20 protein-coding genes are annotated in these 18,234 nt (G+C 43.2%); 18 read left to right on the top strand and 2 right to left on the bottom strand.

The window, feature by feature from the left end; translation table 11 throughout:
* Positions 1 to 9 precede the first annotated feature (9 nt).
* The 5 genes from cadA (at position 10) to IPJ70_02740 (ending at position 4,203) form a co-directional block, all read left to right on the top strand.
* The gene (cadA, locus tag IPJ70_02760) at positions 10 to 1,917 is read left to right on the top strand and encodes a cadmium-translocating P-type ATPase (GenBank protein QQR82183.1); all 1,908 of its coding nucleotides are present in this window, start codon (positions 10 to 12) and stop codon (positions 1,915 to 1,917) included.
* Between the two features lie 39 nt (positions 1,918 to 1,956).
* Complete coding sequence (locus IPJ70_02755) at positions 1,957 to 2,472, top strand: hypothetical protein (GenBank protein QQR82182.1); 516 nt, start codon at positions 1,957 to 1,959, stop codon at positions 2,470 to 2,472.
* A gap of 264 nt (positions 2,473 to 2,736) precedes the next feature.
* On the top strand, positions 2,737 to 3,153 hold the full coding sequence (locus tag IPJ70_02750) for an NUDIX domain-containing protein (protein ID QQR82181.1): 417 nt from the start codon (positions 2,737 to 2,739) through the stop codon (positions 3,151 to 3,153).
* Position 3,154: 1 nt separating this feature from the next.
* Complete coding sequence (locus IPJ70_02745; protein QQR82180.1) at positions 3,155 to 3,826, top strand: SDR family NAD(P)-dependent oxidoreductase; 672 nt, start codon at positions 3,155 to 3,157, stop codon at positions 3,824 to 3,826.
* Between the two features lie 29 nt (positions 3,827 to 3,855).
* Positions 3,856 to 4,203 (top strand): hypothetical protein, encoded by a 348-nt coding sequence (locus tag IPJ70_02740; GenBank protein ID QQR82179.1) that lies wholly within the window; start codon positions 3,856 to 3,858, stop codon positions 4,201 to 4,203.
* Between the two features lie 59 nt (positions 4,204 to 4,262).
* Here the strand turns inward: IPJ70_02740 and IPJ70_02735 are convergent, their stop codons facing one another.
* Positions 4,263 to 4,745 (bottom strand): hypothetical protein, encoded by a 483-nt coding sequence (locus IPJ70_02735; GenBank protein ID QQR82178.1) that lies wholly within the window; start codon positions 4,743 to 4,745, stop codon positions 4,263 to 4,265.
* Positions 4,746 to 4,859: 114 nt separating this feature from the next.
* Between IPJ70_02735 and IPJ70_02730 the strand changes: the two genes are divergently transcribed.
* The 3 genes from IPJ70_02730 (at position 4,860) to IPJ70_02720 (ending at position 6,253) form a co-directional block, all read left to right on the top strand.
* On the top strand, positions 4,860 to 5,054 hold the full coding sequence (locus tag IPJ70_02730; protein ID QQR82177.1) for a hypothetical protein: 195 nt from the start codon (positions 4,860 to 4,862) through the stop codon (positions 5,052 to 5,054).
* Positions 5,054 to 5,626, top strand: coding sequence for a LexA family transcriptional regulator (locus IPJ70_02725; GenBank protein QQR82176.1), 573 nt, complete (start codon positions 5,054 to 5,056; stop codon positions 5,624 to 5,626). Before IPJ70_02730 ends, IPJ70_02725 begins: the two co-directional genes overlap by 1 nt.
* A gap of 90 nt (positions 5,627 to 5,716) precedes the next feature.
* Positions 5,717 to 6,253, top strand: coding sequence for a hypothetical protein (locus IPJ70_02720; protein QQR82175.1), 537 nt, complete (start codon positions 5,717 to 5,719; stop codon positions 6,251 to 6,253).
* Between the two features lie 98 nt (positions 6,254 to 6,351).
* On the opposite strand, the gene IPJ70_02715 is transcribed toward IPJ70_02720, so the two are convergent.
* Positions 6,352 to 6,732, bottom strand: a complete 381-nt coding sequence (locus IPJ70_02715) for a hypothetical protein (protein QQR82174.1) — start codon at positions 6,730 to 6,732, stop codon at positions 6,352 to 6,354.
* On the opposite strand from IPJ70_02715, the gene IPJ70_02710 reads away from it, so the two are divergent.
* The 10 genes from IPJ70_02710 to pgk all read left to right on the top strand — a co-directional run bounded on the left by IPJ70_02710 (position 6,718) and on the right by pgk (position 18,170).
* A complete protein-coding gene (locus tag IPJ70_02710) occupies positions 6,718 to 7,230 on the top strand; it encodes a permease (protein ID QQR82173.1) in 513 nt (170 codons plus the stop codon). The two genes, IPJ70_02715 and IPJ70_02710, sit on opposite strands and share 15 nt — an antisense overlap.
* Before the next feature lie 108 nt (positions 7,231 to 7,338).
* The gene (locus IPJ70_02705; GenBank protein ID QQR82172.1) at positions 7,339 to 7,896 is read left to right on the top strand and encodes a disulfide bond formation protein B; all 558 of its coding nucleotides are present in this window, start codon (positions 7,339 to 7,341) and stop codon (positions 7,894 to 7,896) included.
* Between the two features lie 85 nt (positions 7,897 to 7,981).
* Entirely contained in the window at positions 7,982 to 8,827 is an 846-nt protein-coding gene (locus IPJ70_02700) for an SIMPL domain-containing protein (GenBank protein ID QQR82171.1), read from the top strand.
* 250 nt (positions 8,828 to 9,077) lie between these two features.
* Positions 9,078 to 10,826, top strand: a complete 1,749-nt coding sequence (locus IPJ70_02695) for a type II/IV secretion system protein (GenBank protein QQR82170.1) — start codon at positions 9,078 to 9,080, stop codon at positions 10,824 to 10,826.
* 146 nt (positions 10,827 to 10,972) lie between these two features.
* A complete protein-coding gene (locus IPJ70_02690) occupies positions 10,973 to 12,241 on the top strand; it encodes a type II secretion system F family protein (GenBank protein QQR82169.1) in 1,269 nt (422 codons plus the stop codon).
* A 10-nt stretch (positions 12,242 to 12,251) separates the two neighbouring features.
* Positions 12,252 to 14,099 carry a prepilin-type N-terminal cleavage/methylation domain-containing protein gene (locus IPJ70_02685; protein QQR82168.1) on the top strand — a complete coding sequence of 616 codons (1,848 nt, stop codon included), beginning with the start codon at positions 12,252 to 12,254 and terminating at the stop codon, positions 14,097 to 14,099.
* Positions 14,100 to 14,158: 59 nt separating this feature from the next.
* Complete coding sequence (locus tag IPJ70_02680; protein ID QQR82167.1) at positions 14,159 to 14,800, top strand: prepilin-type N-terminal cleavage/methylation domain-containing protein; 642 nt, start codon at positions 14,159 to 14,161, stop codon at positions 14,798 to 14,800.
* A 49-nt stretch (positions 14,801 to 14,849) separates the two neighbouring features.
* Positions 14,850 to 16,250 carry a hypothetical protein gene (locus IPJ70_02675; protein QQR82166.1) on the top strand — a complete coding sequence of 467 codons (1,401 nt, stop codon included), beginning with the start codon at positions 14,850 to 14,852 and terminating at the stop codon, positions 16,248 to 16,250.
* Positions 16,251 to 16,280: 30 nt separating this feature from the next.
* Positions 16,281 to 17,036: a triosephosphate isomerase gene (locus IPJ70_02670; GenBank protein ID QQR82165.1), complete on the top strand. Its 756-nt coding sequence runs from the start codon at positions 16,281 to 16,283 to the stop codon at positions 17,034 to 17,036.
* 9 nt (positions 17,037 to 17,045) lie between these two features.
* Positions 17,046 to 18,170, top strand: coding sequence for a phosphoglycerate kinase (pgk, locus tag IPJ70_02665; GenBank protein ID QQR82164.1), 1,125 nt, complete (start codon positions 17,046 to 17,048; stop codon positions 18,168 to 18,170).
* The last annotated feature ends 64 nt before the right edge of the window (positions 18,171 to 18,234 follow it).

Below are 18,234 nucleotides of genomic sequence, written 5' to 3'. Positions count from 1 at the left end.
TTGTGTGTAATGAAAACAATAGGCGTATCATCGATGGTTAAAGCAATGAAGACGAACGTGCTACCCTACATGGATTACGGGTTTCTTACTGTTTTGGTTATTTCACTCGTATTGTATTACGTAGGACTCCTTTCATCAGAAGCAGGTATTGCGTTTTCGGTGATTATTTCTATTCTCGCAACGATTCCCGTTGTAGTGAGTGCGGTGCACGCACTACTACACAAAGAAGCATCTGTTGATTTGTTGGCAAGTTTTGCGCTCGTATTTTCTTTACTAAGTGGACAGTGGGCGTCTGCACTTTTTATCAATCTCATGCTCACCTCTGCGCGTATTATTTCTGCACATGCTGATGCGCGAGCGCGACGAAACATTACAAGTTTACTCAAAATGCGCCCAATGCATGCGCACGTGCGTCGTGGGAGCGATATTGTGCAAGTGCCACTCTCCGAAGTGGCGCGAGGAGATCTCGTTGTGGTAGAGCTTGGACAAATGGTGCCCGTAGATGGAATGATTGTTGAAGGAGAGGGTAGTCTGGATCAGTCGTCGCTTACCGGTGAGTCGCTCCCTGTAGAAAAAAAGAGTGGCGATCAGGCGTTTTGCTCAACCGTCGTTGTTTCAGGTGGTGTGGTTATACGAACAGAGAGAATCGGTACTGAGACAACACTTGAAAAAATTATTGCACTCGTTGAAGACGCACAGCTTAATAAAGCAGAAATAAATACAACAGCTCAACGATTTGCACAGTGGTACATCATTCTCATGTTTGTCGGGGTTGCACTTGTGTATTGGTTTTCAAGAGACGTGGCGCTCGTTCTTGCGGTAACGCTTGTCGTGTGTGCTGATGACATTGCCATCGCGATACCACTTACGTTTATCACAGGTGTTGGGTATGCTGCGAAGCGAGGTATTATCGTTAAGGGTGCCGATTTTTTAGAAGCGATGGAACACGTAAAGATTGTTCTTGTTGATAAGACGGGAACGCTTACAAAAGGACATTTGCGTATTGAGCATGTTGCGTTGTTTGGTGATATGCGCGAAACAGAACTCATATCTCTTGCGGCGGCAACATCAGCACTGTCAGACCATCCTGTGTCAAAAGCAATTGTGGCGTATGCCGAAGAAAAAAAAGCACCACATGTTCAAGTTGAAAACTTTAGGGCGTGGAGTGGAAAGGGTGTTACCGCTCAGCACAACGGAGTAGAAGTTGTTATGGGGAAGGTGGCATTTTTCCATGAATTACAGATTCCTATTGATACAGAAATAATGGCACGAATTGTACATGAAGAAGACGAGGGAATGAGTAATAACGTTATTGCCGTTGGTGGCACAGTGCAAGGTATTTTTAGTCTTGCTGATGCGCTGAAGTCACACATTGCAGAAGATATTGCTGAATTGAAATCACTCGGTATTACAAAAGTAGTTATGCTTACGGGAGATAATGAACGCGTCGCGCGTCGTATTGCCCGTATGACGGGAGTTGATGAATTTCACGCCAACCTGTTGCCGGAACAAAAACTAGATCGACTTCGTGCGTATCTTTCTCCAAAGTACAAAACAATTATGGTGGGGGATGGTGTGAATGACGCCGCGGCGTTGTCTCTTGCAGATGTTGGAATTGCGATGGGTGCAATTGGGTATGATGCGGCAATTGAGGCCGCGGATGTGGTGCTTATGAAAGATGATTTTAGTAAAATTCCTGAACTTATTCGTATTGCGCGATACGTGAATAAAATCTCACGCCAAAATTTTGTGATATGGGGAATAGTAAATTGTATCGGTCTTGTACTTGTGTTTGGTGGCATACTTGCTCCGACCGGCGCAGCGGCGTATAACTTTTTGACAGACTTCCTTCCTCTTGGAAACGCATCACGAGTTGCGGGGTTGTTTATGCGTCATCGACGAGGGAAGGTTGTATAGTAGAATAAGGTGGCTTGGTATTAGAAAATATATTTGTATATGACATACGACATTCATCCCATTGTTGTGCACTTTCCTATAGCGATGCTTATTTTGTATTCGCTCATGACACTACTCCCGTTTCAAAAGTGGATGCCAAATATTTCGTGGAAACATATTGAACGAGCACTGCTCCTTGTTGGGTTTGCTGGTGCAGTTGTTGCGAGTGGAACAGGAGAAACTGCTGAACACCTGATGCGACCAAATCATGCACTTGTTGAAATGCATTCACTCTTTGCCGGTGCTGCAACATGGATATACGGAGTGTTGCTGTTGGGCGAGTGTATTGCTGTTGGACGTAGATATATTGAACGGTATATCCGCTGGAATCCGCTCAAGCGAGTCTTGTTTCGTATTGGTGCGCTTCTCGAAAGGCGTGGCGTTGCGTTCATACTTTCCGGCGTAGGGCTCATTGCGATTTCAGTGACGGGCATTTTAGGTGGTGTACTTGTTTATGGAACATCAAAAGACCCATTTGCACTCATCCTCCTCAATCTTTTTGGAATTCATTTGTAAGTGCGGAGGTTTGTGTGGACAAGGTTCGACACGTTAGAGCATATTTAAAAGTGCGCATAGCGACTAGTTACTATTGTTTTTAAATAAAGGTTTGTGGTATTTCTCATCACGTACACCATTTATCACATATCTGAATTTTTGTTCAAAAAAGATAGAGAAATGTTTTTTCTGGAGTGTAGTTTGTATATTGAATATACAAAACATACGCCAGGTAGCGTTCTTTTGTTGATTATAAAAATAGTTTTAGTCATGTATACTTTTGGTATGGAAAAACAAATGCCGAAAGTCGCAGTTAATGTATTTGTCATAAAAGATGGCATGCTCCTTCTTGGAAAAAGGAAGAAAGGAGCCGGAAATGGTTTCTGGGCTCTGCTAGGGGGCCATTTGGAATTTGGTGAGTCTTTGGTAGTTGGGGCGAAGAGAGAGCTTGAGGAAGAAACTGGACTAACGGCGCGGGCGATGTTTGAAAACATGGTAAACGACTATTCTGTGGGAGATGGAACACACTATGTTCACATAAATTTTTTGGCACACGATGTATCGGGTGAGCCGGAAGTCAGGGAACCTGAGAAATGCTACGAATGGAAATGGTTTTTACTCGATGTATTACCGGAGAATATTTTTATTGGACACAGGCGGGTCATTCCTGCTTTTTTGAATAAAACATCTTTTATCTATTGATATGTCAAAGACGACCCTCATTACAGGAATAGGAAAAGGAATTGGTAAGGCGCTCGCACAGAAGTTTCTTGCGGAGGGGTTTCGTGTCATAGGCACATCGACTACAGGTAATGTTGATTTTTCTCATCAAAATCTTTTTGTGTTCAAACTCGATCTCCGTGATGCAGACAGCATTGAACACTGCGTTGAAGAAATTAAAAAAACAGAAAATACCATTGATATTCTCATCAACAATGCCGGAGTGCTTCTTGATGAAGACGAAAGCGTTGTTGTGCCGCGTAAGTTGCGAGACACTCTGGAGGTTAATCTTATTGGAACGGCCAATTTTACAGAACACATGATTTCATTGGTGAATACCCGAGGACATATCATCAATATTTCTTCAACCGCTGGATCTATTCAGGGGACGGCCCATGGGGATCATTTTCCAGGAAAGTATCCGGCATACAAAATTTCAAAAGCTGCCCTCAATATGTACACACGAACGCTTGCACGAAGATTGGAGGGAAGTGTGGTTGTGTCGTCGGTTCATCCTGGGTGGGTCAAAACAGACATGGGCGGACAAGAGGCGGATCTTACTCCAGAACAAGCGGCGGAAGGAATTTATACTTTTACTCTCTCTCGGCCTGAGACCGGGCAATTTTGGTTTAAAGGGGAACAACTTCCTTGGTAGGGATTATTTTTTAAAAACTCATTATAGGTATGAATACAATTATTTCTTCAGATATTGTGGTGCCCTTTATTGGGTTTGTTCTCTTCTTTATTGTACAAGCGACTGGCCGCACAAGTGAAAAAGCACTGACGCTTACCATACTACTTCTCAGTGGAGGTATTTTTGTATTGCATTACAACGCTGGGGAGACGGCACTTTTTCTACTCGGTCTTGCGTTTGGTCTTATTATTGAAATTGGATTACGAAAACTTGGATCTCAACAGAAATGGTCACGCGCATCTCTACTAGGCATTCCATATTGGTTGCCGTTTGCGTGGGGAATTGGTTTTGTAGTCATCACACGACTTGGTCTTTTTGTTCGCACTCTTTTTTTGTAAAACACAAAATTTTTTCTACAAAAGCTTAACGAGAGAGTGAGTGTATACTTAAAACTCACTTAATATTTCAGTGTCTTTGTATCAAAAATAAGTCCAGTGAGGTACGTCCGCTCTCCGGGCTTAAATCGTTTCCAAACACGTGTTACCAAAAACATTTCGGATGCATTGTGTGGATACACAATGAAATCCCACAAGGTGTGTCCGATGAGTGTCAGAGCAAGTGCAAGTCCTACTGTGTTGGTGCTGTAGAGTGCTACAAGAATACCCACGAGCAGTGCAACATCAATTCCGTGGAGAATTTTTGGTGTGTATCCTTTATCAGCTCTCGTGATAGTCCCGTTGTATCCAGGCACTTTTAGAATCCTCTTGCAGATAAATGTGTTGAGTAGGTGATCAACGTCAACTGCGTATGTTATAACGACACACAAAAAAATTTCCGTGAGGTTGAGTTTTGAGATAATAGGGGAGAGGAGAAGTGCTGTTGTTGTGAGATGCCCCACAAGATCTATGTACGGATTATATGGTCCAAAGAGACTTTTCATTGAGGTAGAGTATAGCAAAAAGTGAGTTTTCCACATACATAGTTTGACAGGTGAACGGTCGTTCACTTATACTTATATCCATCAAAAGGGTTATACGTTTTAACAACTATTTATATGAAGTACCAAGAGTACATACAATACATCGACAAGGAGATTGATCATCTCAACTGGGTTATTGATGAAAAAATAATGCAAGGAATTTCATATCGCGCTGAAGCAAAGCGACACAAAGAGCTGATACAATGGGCACGACGGAATCGACGACCGTCACTTTTCAAAAGGTTGGGGTCGGTTATGGCACTCTTCTAATGTTGACTTCCTACACACAAAAACTGCACACGTTTTACGAACGTCATCACCGCATGCCAACATACGCGGAGATGGCCGGACTCTTTGGGTTTAAATCAAAAAATGCAGTATTTAAGGTTGTCGAAAAACTTGTTGAAGCGGGTACTATTACAAAAGATCATCTCGGGCGCCTCACCCCCACAACGCTCTTTGGTGAAGTAAAGATGCTCGGGTTTATTGAAGCGGGTATCCCATCACCAACAGAAGAACACGAGTTTGATTCACTAACTCTCGATGAGTGGCTCATTAACGATCACAATGCAACATTTATTCTCAAGGTGAAGGGCGACTCTATGGTTGATGCTGGAATTTTTGAAGGCGATTTTGTACTTGTTGAACGTACCAACAAATGGAAGGCGGGGGACATTGTTGTTGCCGATGTCGATGGACTCTGGACGCTCAAATATCTTCGTCAAAATGCACAAGGATATTACCTCCAGCCGGGAAATAAGAAATATCAAAATATTTATCCTCAAGAAGACCTTTCTATTGGTGCAGTTGTTCGTTCGGTTATTCGGCGATACGCACAATAGGGCTCTTTTGTGCCCCTTTTTTTGAGACATTTTACAGTATTTTGAGTGTGATATACTCTTGATATTGTTATTTAATAGTAGCTCGTTTTTATGAATACTTTTTACGCAAACAACCAAAAGGGTTTTACTAACAATCCTTCAACAGGCACACAGAATTTTGGTGGAACAACTCCTCCGTTTGGCGCATCTCCGGCAAATCAGGGGGATAAAAAGAATATTGTGCTATGGGCCGTCGTTATTGTTGTGGTACTTGCTCTTGTTGTGTTTGTTCAACGCAGTAGAAGCACACCATCCTCTACCGGTGCGGAAGCAACGACAACCGTTGAGACAACAGAAAAAATTGGCGCGGATATAGAAACATCACCTGCTGAAGTGGTAACTGGCACGATCACAGGAGTTTCTCAAGGAATTACAAAGATTGTTGTTTCTCGACACCCAGATCTAACAACTGATGTAGAAGTACTCGCCGGAGCAACAACACTACGAAACTTTTCAGTTGTTCTTCAGGAACGTTCAAACATCACCCCTGTGTTGATGTACGTTAAGAAAAATATTGATACCACATTGTCGTACGATGACGTCCTCAAGCTCGTTGTATTTAAAGACGCCACCACAAACGTACAATAAATTCATTCATTGTATGGCACTACAAGCCCACTTCGTACGAGGTGGGTTTGTAGTATGACGTGAGTACGCTTTTGAAAAAATGGTGCTCGGGGTATACTTCAAATGTATGCAAAAAATAGCCCCGTTTCTTCTAGGTATTTTTCTTTTTGTGCTTCTCTTGTGTCCTGTGGTGATGATTCACACGGAACATATGCACGATCGTTTTGACGCTGCTGCATTGCATACACAAAATGTTTTTGAATTGTCTTCGGCCATTTTTTTCTTTTTGGTGTACACCTTCGTTGCACTCTTTTTTCTTTGGGCGTATCACGGAGTATTTCTTTTGCAGAAAAAACTAAGTTATCAAATTCTAGAAGAAGTATTTGATCAGCCGCCGCCTTTTGTACTTGTGTGGTTGTCGCATATTTTTCACGCTCCTCCATATCAACGTCATTAGTTTTATTCGTAACTAAAAAACTATTGATATGTTGATGACTCATTACATGGAACTTCTGGCTACTAATCAGCCATGGAACCTTCTTATCTTTATGGCCGTTCCGGTTATCTTAGCGGAAACAATTGCAATTACTGAGCTGTATCTCTTATTTACTAGAAATGTGCACACGTGGGTAAAAACACTGTCTCGCATCGCAGGTGGTATTGCTGGTGTTTACTTTCTTGGGGTAACTCTCTATCTGTTACAGGTCGCAGTAATTCCACTCACTACATCTAGAGGATGGCGGGGAATTGCAGATGTTGTGGCGGTAGGTTCGTACCTTCTTGGTGTCGTACCTCTTGGAGCAATTACACTTCTTGAACTTGGGGTTGTTGGTGCGAAGTATGATGAAGAAACGAGAATGAAGTGGCACGCACTGTGGGTTGGGGTATTTTTGATTGTTGCACACATCGCGATGATCTTTGGTATGCTAAATCCGACAATTCTTGGGTATCAAGCACCTGTTGAGGGGCAGCCATTACAACAGGAAATGGGAATGTAGTGCAACGTGCAGAATTAATTATGTAAAAATAAAACATCCGACAGTGTGTCGGGTGTTTTACGTTTGTAAGTGACGATGGTGAGTGTTGGTGATATACTCTCCCTACCTATGGAAACAATCCCACTCTATTGGCTCATGAATCCGCTTATTATATGGAGCGTTCTTGCCTTGCAGATTGCGTGTGTGGTACTCCTTCTTGGTATAGTGCGTGTTTCTCCCTTTTCAAAACTTATTCCATTTGTTGGTCGTCAAGCGATTCCGATATCTTTTCTGGTGTTGTTCGCGTCAGTTGTGGGGAGTCTCTATTACTCTGAAGTTGCCGGGTTTGCAGCGTGTTCGCTGTGTTGGGTTCAGCGAGTGTTCATTTATCCTCAGGTGATTATATTTGGCCTTGCACGGTGGTATGATCGTCGTGATGTATTTTTGTACACAAGTACACTTTCTTTTTTCGGACTCAGCGTTGCGCTGTATAACGTCTTTATTCAAACATTCAATACAGCATCAGCATTTTGTGAACCGGGTAGTGCGGCTTCGTCGTGTTTAGAAAAGTATGTTGAAGGGCTCGGGTACATAACAATCCCTGTTATGTCAGTAACTCTGCTCGTGTTCCTCCTTATAGTGGCGTGGTCAAAAAAAGTATCTAACATGTCAGTGTTCGTAGCATAGTGCGTTGACTCGCTGCGGTGTAACGTTTTCTAGTAGGTGGCGTATACTGGAGTAGTACCTCGTATTACAAATATAATTGTACTCTATGGAAACAAACGTAACACAAAAAACAATACAGTATGTAGGATGGCTCTGCATCGTTCTCATACTTTTTGTCGCTGTTTTGGCGATTAATGCATTAAAAGAAAATCGATATATTGGTGGCGGTGTTTCTGCCTCGAACGTTATCGCGGTGAGCGGAGAAGGAAAAGTATTTGCTGTTCCCGATATTGCGGAAATTGGTTTTTCAGTTGTTGCTGAGAAAAAAACATTGACTGAAGCACAAACAGCATCGGCAGAAAAAATTAATGCAATCATGACATACCTCAAAGAACAGGGGGTTGCTGAGAAGGATATTCAAACGGCAAACTACAGTGCAAATCCAAAATACGAATATCGCGCGTCTGGTACATCGGTCCCAGCAGCAGCCTCAGGAATGTCGGCGGGTTCTTCTGCTGGTATTGAAATGATGCCTGTGTACTATCCTCCACAGAATCAAGTACTTGTTGGGTATGAAGTAAGTCAGACCATTACGGTAAAAGTTCGTGATACAGAAAAAGTAGGCGCATTGGTTACAGGTATTGGCGCAAAGGGTGCAACAAACATGTACGGGCCAACGTTTACTATTGATGACGAAGTCGCACTCCAACGAGAGGCACGACAGAAAGCAATTGATGATGCAAAAACAAAAGCACAACAACTTGCAAAAGATCTCGGCGTGAAGTTGGTACGCATTGTGAGCTTCTCAGAAAATGGTGGTGGGTACTATCCGGTCATGTACAAGGGTATGGAAGCAACTGTTTCAAGTGATAGCGCATCAGTTTCTCCACAAATCCCTGTCGGACAAAATACTATTACGGCGAATGTGTCTATTACGTACGAAATTCGCTAGACGCGGACAGACGCAGGCTATACGCAAAATTATGCGGAAAAGAAAACACCCAGCAAACATGCTGGGTGTTTTTGTATGTATGTGTGCTTCGTACCCGAACTTTTGTTGTTACAAAAATTCTGTAAAATATAGAAATGACTTTTTTGCGAACAAAAAATGCTACAATAGAATCTAAAGTATTGCATCTTTTCTAATCACCAACTCCTCACGTTTCCAACATCTCACTTCTAATTTCAAATTCCCACGTTACATGCAATTTGACATACAACAACTCATTCAGTTTCTGGTTGATACCAAAATGCTCTCTCTTGGAAAAGCCCAAGAGCTTGAAGCTGAGGCGACAAAGAAAAAAATCTCGTTTGAGGATTTGATTGTGTCAGAAGGAATTATTCCCGAAGACGATTTGCGTCGTGCGAAGGCGCACGTTATTGGCATTCCGTTTATTGATTTAAAAAATGAAACGATAGATTTTAAAACACTCTCACTTATTCCCGAACCGATTGCTCGTTCAAATAATATTATTGCGTTTCGGGTAACAGAAAAAGATCTGGAAGTTGCCATGCTTGACGTGCAGGACTTGAAGGCAATTGATTTTGTCAAAAAGAAAACAGGGCTAACCATTCTTCCACGATTAACGGATGTTGACTCGATTAAGCATGCGCTCATTCAATACCAGCGAAGTTTGAAGTTGGAATTTGGCGATATTCTCAAAAATGAAGCCACTGCGCTTTCCGTATCATCTGAAAATGTGGGAGAGAACGCGTCTGGAGAAGCACTCAAAAAATTGGCCGAAGATCTTCCGGTGATTCGTATTGTTGAAACACTTATTCGTCACGCCGTTGTTGAAAACGCTTCAGATATTCACATTGAACCAATGGAAAAAGATTTGTTGATTCGGTATCGCATTGACGGCTTACTACATGATGCGATGACGCTTCCGAAACAAGTAACGGCCGGAATCGTTGCGCGTATTAAAGTGCTTTCAAATTTGAAACTGGACGAAAAACGACTTCCGCAAGATGGGCGATTCAAAATGAATATTGAGAGCGAGCGTGTGAGTTTTCGTGTTTCAACCCTTCCAATTTACTACGGTGAAAAAATTGTGATGCGTATTTTGCATGAAGGAGCATCAGGCTTTACGTTGGAGACGCTCGGATTTCATGGAGGAGGACTTGAGGCACTCCACTGGGCAACAAAGCAAGCAACAGGATTAATTCTCGCAACTGGTCCAACGGGTTCAGGAAAGACCACGACGCTGTATACTGTTCTCGATATTTTGAATACGCCCGATGTCAATATTTCTACTATTGAAGATCCGATTGAGTATCAGATGCCACGAATAAATCAGACGCAGGTAAAACCAGAAATAGGTATGACGTTTGGTAATGGACTACGTGCGCTTGTTCGACAAGATCCTGACATTATTATGGTTGGAGAAATTCGTGACGGTGAAACAATTGGGCTCGCGATTAACGCGGCGCTTACTGGTCACCTTGTGCTCTCAACAATTCACACCAACTCGGCTGCGGGTGCCGTGCCACGAATGTTGGACATGGGTGCAGAGCCATTTCTCATTGCATCAACACTCAAGGTTATTGTTGGACAGCGTTTGGTGCGAGTGCTTGCACGAAAAGAGAAGTACACACTTTCGGCTGATGAGTTGAAAGCACTAGGAAGATCGGTTGATCTTGATCGAATGATGGGCTTTTTGAAGACAGAAGGATTGGTTGCAAAGAATGCGACATGGAAAGATGTCCCGTTTTATAGACCAAAAGATGTTACAGACACAGATGATGGGTATAAGGGGCGTATCGGTATTCATGAAGTACTCAAGGTTTCAAGCGCACTACGCGAACTCATGATTAAGCGTGCGTCGATGGAAGAAATGGAAGAGCAAGCAAAGAAAGAGGGGATGATGACGATGATTGAAGACGGTGTGTACAAGGCCGTGCAAGGACTTACAACCCTTGAGGAGGTGTTGCGTGTGGTCACGGAGTAGCTCTACGCTCGCCTCTATTTTGTAGAAGCACAAAAACCGCCCGTTGGCGGTTTTCTTCTTCCGGCACCGTCGTGCCTGCAGGAGCTTCTACAAAATAGAGACTCGCTCTGTATCACGAATTTTTGTTGTTACAAAAATTCTCTAAAATGCACACAAATCCACTTCATGTGGAATTTTTTTATGCAAACGTGTGCGATAATAGAAACATGCATTTAAAGTACAAGGCGGTTTCTACAACAGGTGAAGTGTACGAAAAAACCGGAGAAGCGGAAGATTCATTTGCACTTGCCAAACAACTTTCTAGTGAGGGAGAAACACTTATTTCTGCAAATGAAATAAAAGAGAAGTCGTGGCTTCAAAAATTCAATTTGGATTTTAGTCGTATCAAGCTTACTGAAAAGATTACCTTTGCAAAAAATCTTGCAACAATGGTTGATGCAGGTCTCACTGTGTCGCGTGGCATTTCAATTATGGAGAAGCAATCAGAGAGTCGTAAGTTTCGCGAGACACTCTCAGTTATTAGCTCGGAAGTTCAGAAAGGAACACCTCTTTCTGCAGCCTTTGAAAAATTTCCAGATGTGTTTTCAACACTCTTTATTGCAATGGTTCGCGCAGGAGAAGAATCGGGAAAACTCGGAGAGTCGTTGCGCATTACTGCAGAACAGATGGATAGAAGTTTTGCTCTGCGTCGACGTATTCGTGGGGCAATGATGTACCCAACGATTATCATGACGCTCATGGTAATCATCGGTATTCTCATGCTCATGTACGTTGTGCCGACACTTACCTCAACATTTAAAGAAATGAATGTTGATTTGCCAATGACAACGCAATTTATCGTTACTGTTTCAGACGGGCTCGCTGCGCACCCACTTCTGTACATAGGTGGAATGATTGGGTTTGTTCTTGTGTGTGTGCAAGTATTTCGTACGAAAAAAGGGAAACGACTATTTGAAACCGCCATTATGCACATGCCGGTGATTAAGGGACTTGTTCAACAAACAAACTCTGCGCGTATGTCGCGAACATTTGCATCACTCCTTTCTTCTGGTGTGGATGTTGTGTCTGCAATTACTATCACAACTGAAGTGCTTCAAAATTCCTATTACAAAGCGGTGCTTTTGGAAGCGGAAACAGAAATTCAAAAAGGAACCCAGCTTTCTGCTGTTTTTGCACGCTACCCACACCTGTATCCACCTATGGTGACTGAAATGGTTGCGGTTGGAGAAGAAACAGGAAAGGTGCCAGACATGTTTTTGCAGATTGCCACCTTTTTTGAAACAGAAGTGGACCAGCGAACAAAAGATATGTCCACAATTATCGAACCGGTGCTGATGGTTATCATTGGTGCGGCGGTTGGATTTTTTGCAATATCAATGATTTCACCAATCTACTCACTTTCATCAGGAATTTAAAGAATAGTACATGAAACTTGAAGCATGTAACAAAATAAAAAAAGGTACGAATACATATTGCGTGTTACGTGTTGTGGGGTACACAAAAAAAGGATTTACACTTGTTGAAACGCTCATTGCGTCGGCACTTTTTTTGATTATTGCAGTTGGGTTATACCAAGCATACATAACACTGTTTAATGTTATTGATTCATCGCGGGTCAACCTCGTTGCGTCGTCACTTGCAACTGAGCAGTTTGAAATTATTCGAAATATGCCATATGCAAAAGTCGGTGTGGTGAACAGTATTCCCTCAGGATTGGTTCCACACATACAAACACTTGTGCGTGACGGTATTACGTTTACCGTGACGACAACAGTTCGAAACATTGACGATCCGTTTGATGGAGTGCTCGGCGGAACTCCCAATGATATTTCTCCTGCAGACTATAAGCTCGTTGAAGCAAAGATCACGTGTGCGGCATGTAGAAATTTTTCTTCAGCAATATTTACGACTCGTGTGAGTCCAAAAAATCTTGAGATGGCGTCAACAAACGGGGCGCTCTTTATTCGAGTATTTGATGCCAACGGGGTACCCGTACAAGCTGCTGATGTGCGCGTTGAAAATAATCAAGTAACTCCACACATTCGTATTGATGATGTGACGGACGCCAATGGGGTGCTCCAACTTGTGGATATTCCTCCTGGTGCGGGTGCATACCAGGTGTTTGTGAGCAAAGAAGGGTACTCTTCGGACCAAACGTACGAAGGAACAACAGGTAATCCAAACCCAACAAAACCTTTTGCAACAGTTGCACAACAGCAGGTAACGCAGATTAGTTTTTCAATCGATCTTTTGAGTTCGCTGAGTATACAAAGTGTTACGCAAACATGCACGGTTGTTCCAAGTGTGAGTGTTGGTGTGCGGGGAAGTAAATTAATAGGAACAAGTCCAGACGTGAACAAATACTACCAGACACACACAACAAATTATGTTGGGGAAAAAGTTATTAATGATCTTGAGTGGGACACGTACACACTCTCGGTTAATGATGGGACTCACCAACTTCTCGGACTTATCCCGCTTCTTCCTCCTATTATTGCCCCAAATTCAAATCTTGACGTTCGTGTTGTTGTTGGTCCAGCTGACCCCAATGCGTTGTTGGTGACAGTAAAAGATAGCGGTACGGGATTACCAATTTCTGAAGCTGATGTTGAAATTTCTGGAGGAGAAACACAGACAACTGGTCGTGGATTTTTGCGACAGACGGATTGGTCGGGTGGTTCTGGTGAAGAGTTGTGGTCCGGGGGTTCAAATTATAGTTCACATGACGCTGGTATAGAAACAAGTGCGCCCGCGGGCGTGTTAACGCTCGTACGTTTTGCGGGAACATATACACCGTCAGGAAACTTAACATCATCAATTTTTGACGTTGCTTCACCAAGTAATTTTTATCGAATTGCATGGCAGTCCGAAGATCAGCCGCCTCTTGCAGGGCAAAATGCTGTTCGGTTACAAGTTGCCACTAGTAATGATGCGGCGACGACAACGTGGAATTTTTTGGGTCCCGACGGAACAACAGGTACGTACTACACGCTTGCGGATCAGAATATTAATCCAATACACAACATGAACAGGTATTTTAGGTATAAAGTTTTTTTGGCAACCGATGATGTTTCGGTTACGCCGACTATTTCTGATATCTCGTTCACGTTTACTTCAGAGTGCGTTCCTCCTGGTCAGGTGACATTTTCTGGTCTTTCAGACGGCGTGTACACCGTATCTGTTTCAAAATCGGGATATCAGCCGTACACGAGTGCACCACTTTCAGTAACTAGTGATTTTGTATCGTATGAAGCAACACTTACTCCAGAATGATATGACTATGAGCACACGTACTGCAAAAGAAGTTATCCAGCATTAAGCAATATGTTTCTATGGTACTTTCTTTCATTATAAAAAAATATTACAGAAAAAGACGATCGTTTAGTACCGGATTCAGTCTTCCTGAGATACTCGTGGTTATTGCTATTAGCGTGGTGATTGGTATTTCAGTGTGGACGCTGTTTATTGATATTTTTTCTTCGTCACGAACGGCACAGGGTCGGTTACAAATTCAGCAAGAGTTGCAGGTGATACTGAGACGCGTGAGTGCGGAGCTTCGTTCTGCGTCAGCAAGTAGTGTTGGATCATACGTGCTTGCTACAACGACTGATTCTACATTGTCGTTTTATGTTGATAGAGATAACGACGGGCTCAAAGAGCAAATACGATACTTTCTTCAGGGAACAGATTTAAAGAAGGGAATACTCAAGCCGTCGGGGACCCCGCTTGGATATACGGGTAGTGAAACGGTGCGGACTATGGTCAAAAATGTACGAGCGACAAGCACACCGATCTTTTCGTACTATGATACAAACTATGCGGGAACAACAACACCACTTACACAACCAGTATCTGCTTCAAGTATTCGTCTTGTAAAGATAACTGTTGTGGTGGATGATGATATCAACGATGCGTTGCCACCACTTGTTGGTACCACACAGGTTTCTGTTCGGACCATTAAAGATAACTTATAATACGATGCACTTTTTTTCTACACAGCACAAAGGTCGCGCTCTACACCACATGTCAAAAGGAGAAATGCTGGTGACTGTTTTGGTTCTTGCGTCTCTTGGTATTGTAATGCTCACAGGACTTGTTTCGTGGGCTGGAACAAATGCGCGTGTATTGCGAACGGCAACGTCTCGAGAACTTTCTTTTCATATTGCGGAAGCTGGTATTGATTATTATCGTTGGCATTTAGCACATGCGCCTACTGATTATCGAGACGGAACGGCAACATCAGGACCGTACATACACGAATTTCGTAACAAAGAAGGTGATGTTATTGGGCATTTTTCACTTACCATTACACCGCCGACAGTTGGTTCGACGATTGTGCGGGTGCGCTCGACAGGGTCTACACTTGCAGAACCAACAATTTCTCGAACTGTTGAAGTTCTTTTTGCAATTCCATCATTTGCAAAGTACGCGTGGGTGCTGAATAGCTTTGTAAACTTTGGATCAACGGCAAATGTGTACGGCCCGATTCATTCAAACACAGGACTTCGTTTTGACGGTGTCGCGTACAACTTAGTAACGAGTGCGACGTCGACGTTTGATGACCCTGATCATACGGGAGCAAAAGAGTTTGGGGTACATACCCACAGTACGCCTGTAGACCCACTTCCTCCGTCGGCGGTTCCAAATCGTTCAGATGTATTTAAGGCGGGACGACAGTTTCCGGTACCTGCAGTTGATTTTACGGGAATTGTTTCTGATTTGTCTCTAATAAAAAGTGCAGCGCAATCAGCGGGACGATATTTTGCAGCATCGGGGGTGTTGGGATATCACATTGTTCTCAAGACAAATGACACGTTTGATTTGTATAAGGTAAATACCATGTACTCAAAGAATGGTTGTTCGTGTACGGGGACAGGGTGTGGAACATTGAGTATTAAGAGTGGTGGAGAAACCTTTGTCGCCAATTATGCATTTCCAACGAATGGTCTCATTTTTGTTGAAGATCATGTGTGGATAAATGGAACAATTGATGGCGCGCGTTTAACTATTGGCGCTGCTCGTTTTCCAGATAATCCGTCAACAAGAAAAAATATTAATGTTACCAATGATATTCGGTATACTCGCTATGATGGATCTGATGTCATTGGTTTGATTGCACAAGGAGACTTCAATGTTGGTTTGGTAAGTGAAGATGATTTGCGTATAGATGCTGCGATTATTGCTCAAAACGGGAGAATTGGTAGATATAGTTATTCTACAGGGTGTTCTCCAAACCACGCGCGTACACTTCTTACCACGTATGGTATGTTGGGAACAAACCAACGTTCGGGCTTTTGGTATGACCCTGACGGGTATGCGACTCGTAATTATATTTATGATGCAAACCTTCTCTATGCACCACCACCATCGTTCCCATTGACGGCCGACCAATATGTGACTATTTCGTGGGAGGAAATCGAGTAGGATGTGGGCTTCGTGGTACAATAAGTGCCTATGAAATTACTTTTTGTAGCAAATTGGAAGATGAATCCTTCGTCAGCGCGTGAGGCAGTTGCACTATGGAGTGCAACAAAAAAATATGCTCGAAAAATAAAAAAGACAAGTGTTGTTGTCTGTCCACCAACACCGTTTTGTGTGAGTTGCTCGAATAAAAGTGACGGTTTTGTTTTTCTTGGAGCACAAGATGTTTCTGTTTTTTCTGATGGGGCACACACAGGAGAAGTTTCAACGGCAATGCTGAAGAGTGTTGGTGTGCGATACGTCATTGTAGGGCATTCAGAACGACGCGCGGGTGGTGAGACACCCACACAGGTTGCTCATAAGACGCGTGAAGTACTTGCTGCGGGACTGACGCCTATTGTGTGCGTTGGAGAACATGAGCGCGGAGAACATGGAGAGCATCTTGCCGTTATTGAAGAGCAACTCCGAGAATCCTTGAAAGGTATTTCAAAGGCAAAAATAGCAAAAGTGATTATTGCGTACGAGCCAGTATGGGCAATTGGTAAGGCTTCATTGTATGCCATGAATCCAAGTGATGTGCATGAATCAACACTGTTTATACGAAAAATACTTTCACGCATGTATGGTCGTGCGACTGGGATGACGGTTCCCATTTTGTATGGCGGTTCAGTTGAGCCACATAATATTGCACGTATTGTTCATGAGGGAACGGTACAAGGTGTTCTTGTTGGGCGAGCAAGTCTTGTTGCACGTAATGTTGCGGATATGCTTGCCGCGTTAGAACTGTAGAGTATTCATATGTTGAAATCTATTACCGAAGCAACAATTTTACCGGGCACGCGTGTGTTGGTTCGTGCAAATTTAAATGTTCCCATGGAGCGGGGAAGTGTTGCTGACACGTCGCGAGCTTTAGGAAATCTTCCAACACTCCGTTTTTTAAAAGGAAAGGGTGCTAAAACAATTCTCGTAGGACACGTGTCTGTAGAAGGTGAATCATTAAAACCAGTCGCAGATATTCTTGCACAACACGTGCCGGTCTCGTTTCTGGAATCGCCATTTGATGAGGTGGGAAAAGAGAAGCTGGAGCATATGCAGGATGGAGATATTGTGTGTCTTGAAAATATTCGTCAATTTCCAGAAGAAGAAAAAAATGATGAAGCGTTTGCACAAAAACTTGCTGGGCTTGCTGATATATTTGTAAATGATGATTTTACCTCTGCGCATCGCGTGCACGCATCAATCGTTGGCGTTCCACACTACATTCCAAGCTATATGGGTATACGTTTTGCAGAAGAGTATGAGCACCTCTCTGAAGCATTTCATCCACAGCACCCAGCTGTTCTTATTGTGGGAGGTGCAAAACCTGAAACAAAACTTCCGATTATTACCGCTCTTGCTCCACATATGGATAGTGTTTTTGTGTTTGGTGTGTCGGGAAACTCGCTACTTAAAACAAAAGGATTTTCTGTGGGAACATCTCGAGTTGCGTCCGTGAATGAGGAAGTACTTCGAACTATTGTGGCAATGCCGCACGTGTCGACGTACACAGATGTCCTCACACTTGGTGTAGATGGGAAAGAGCACGTGCTTACGCCGGAAGCACTTGGCCCAGATGACACCATTGTGGATGCTGGCCCAGAAACACTCGCACACCTCGCACAGGTGGTTTCTAGTGCTGCATTTGTATTGTGGAATGGCCCACTTGGATTGTATGAAAAAGGATTTTCTGTTGGAACACAAGAGTGTGCTCGTGCTATTGCGTCATCGCGCGCCGAAAGTATTGTTGGTGGTGGCGACACAGATGCAGTACTTGCTGAGGGGCATATTTCGGGAACGTTTACATTTACATCATCTGCGGGTGGGGCCATGTTGGAATTCTTGGCACAAGGAACACTTCCCGGAATTGACGCACTCAAAGATTGACTTACAAAAAGGAGAGCGTAGTATCTTTTATGGAAGAAGGGCAGGTGTGGAGTACGACGAAAGG

It is taken from the genome of Candidatus Campbellbacteria bacterium, from assembly GCA_016699465.1.
Lineage (GTDB): Bacteria > Patescibacteriota > Minisyncoccia > Phycocordibacterales > EsbW-18 > EsbW-18.
This window is presented reverse-complemented; position numbering and strand designations above follow the sequence as displayed.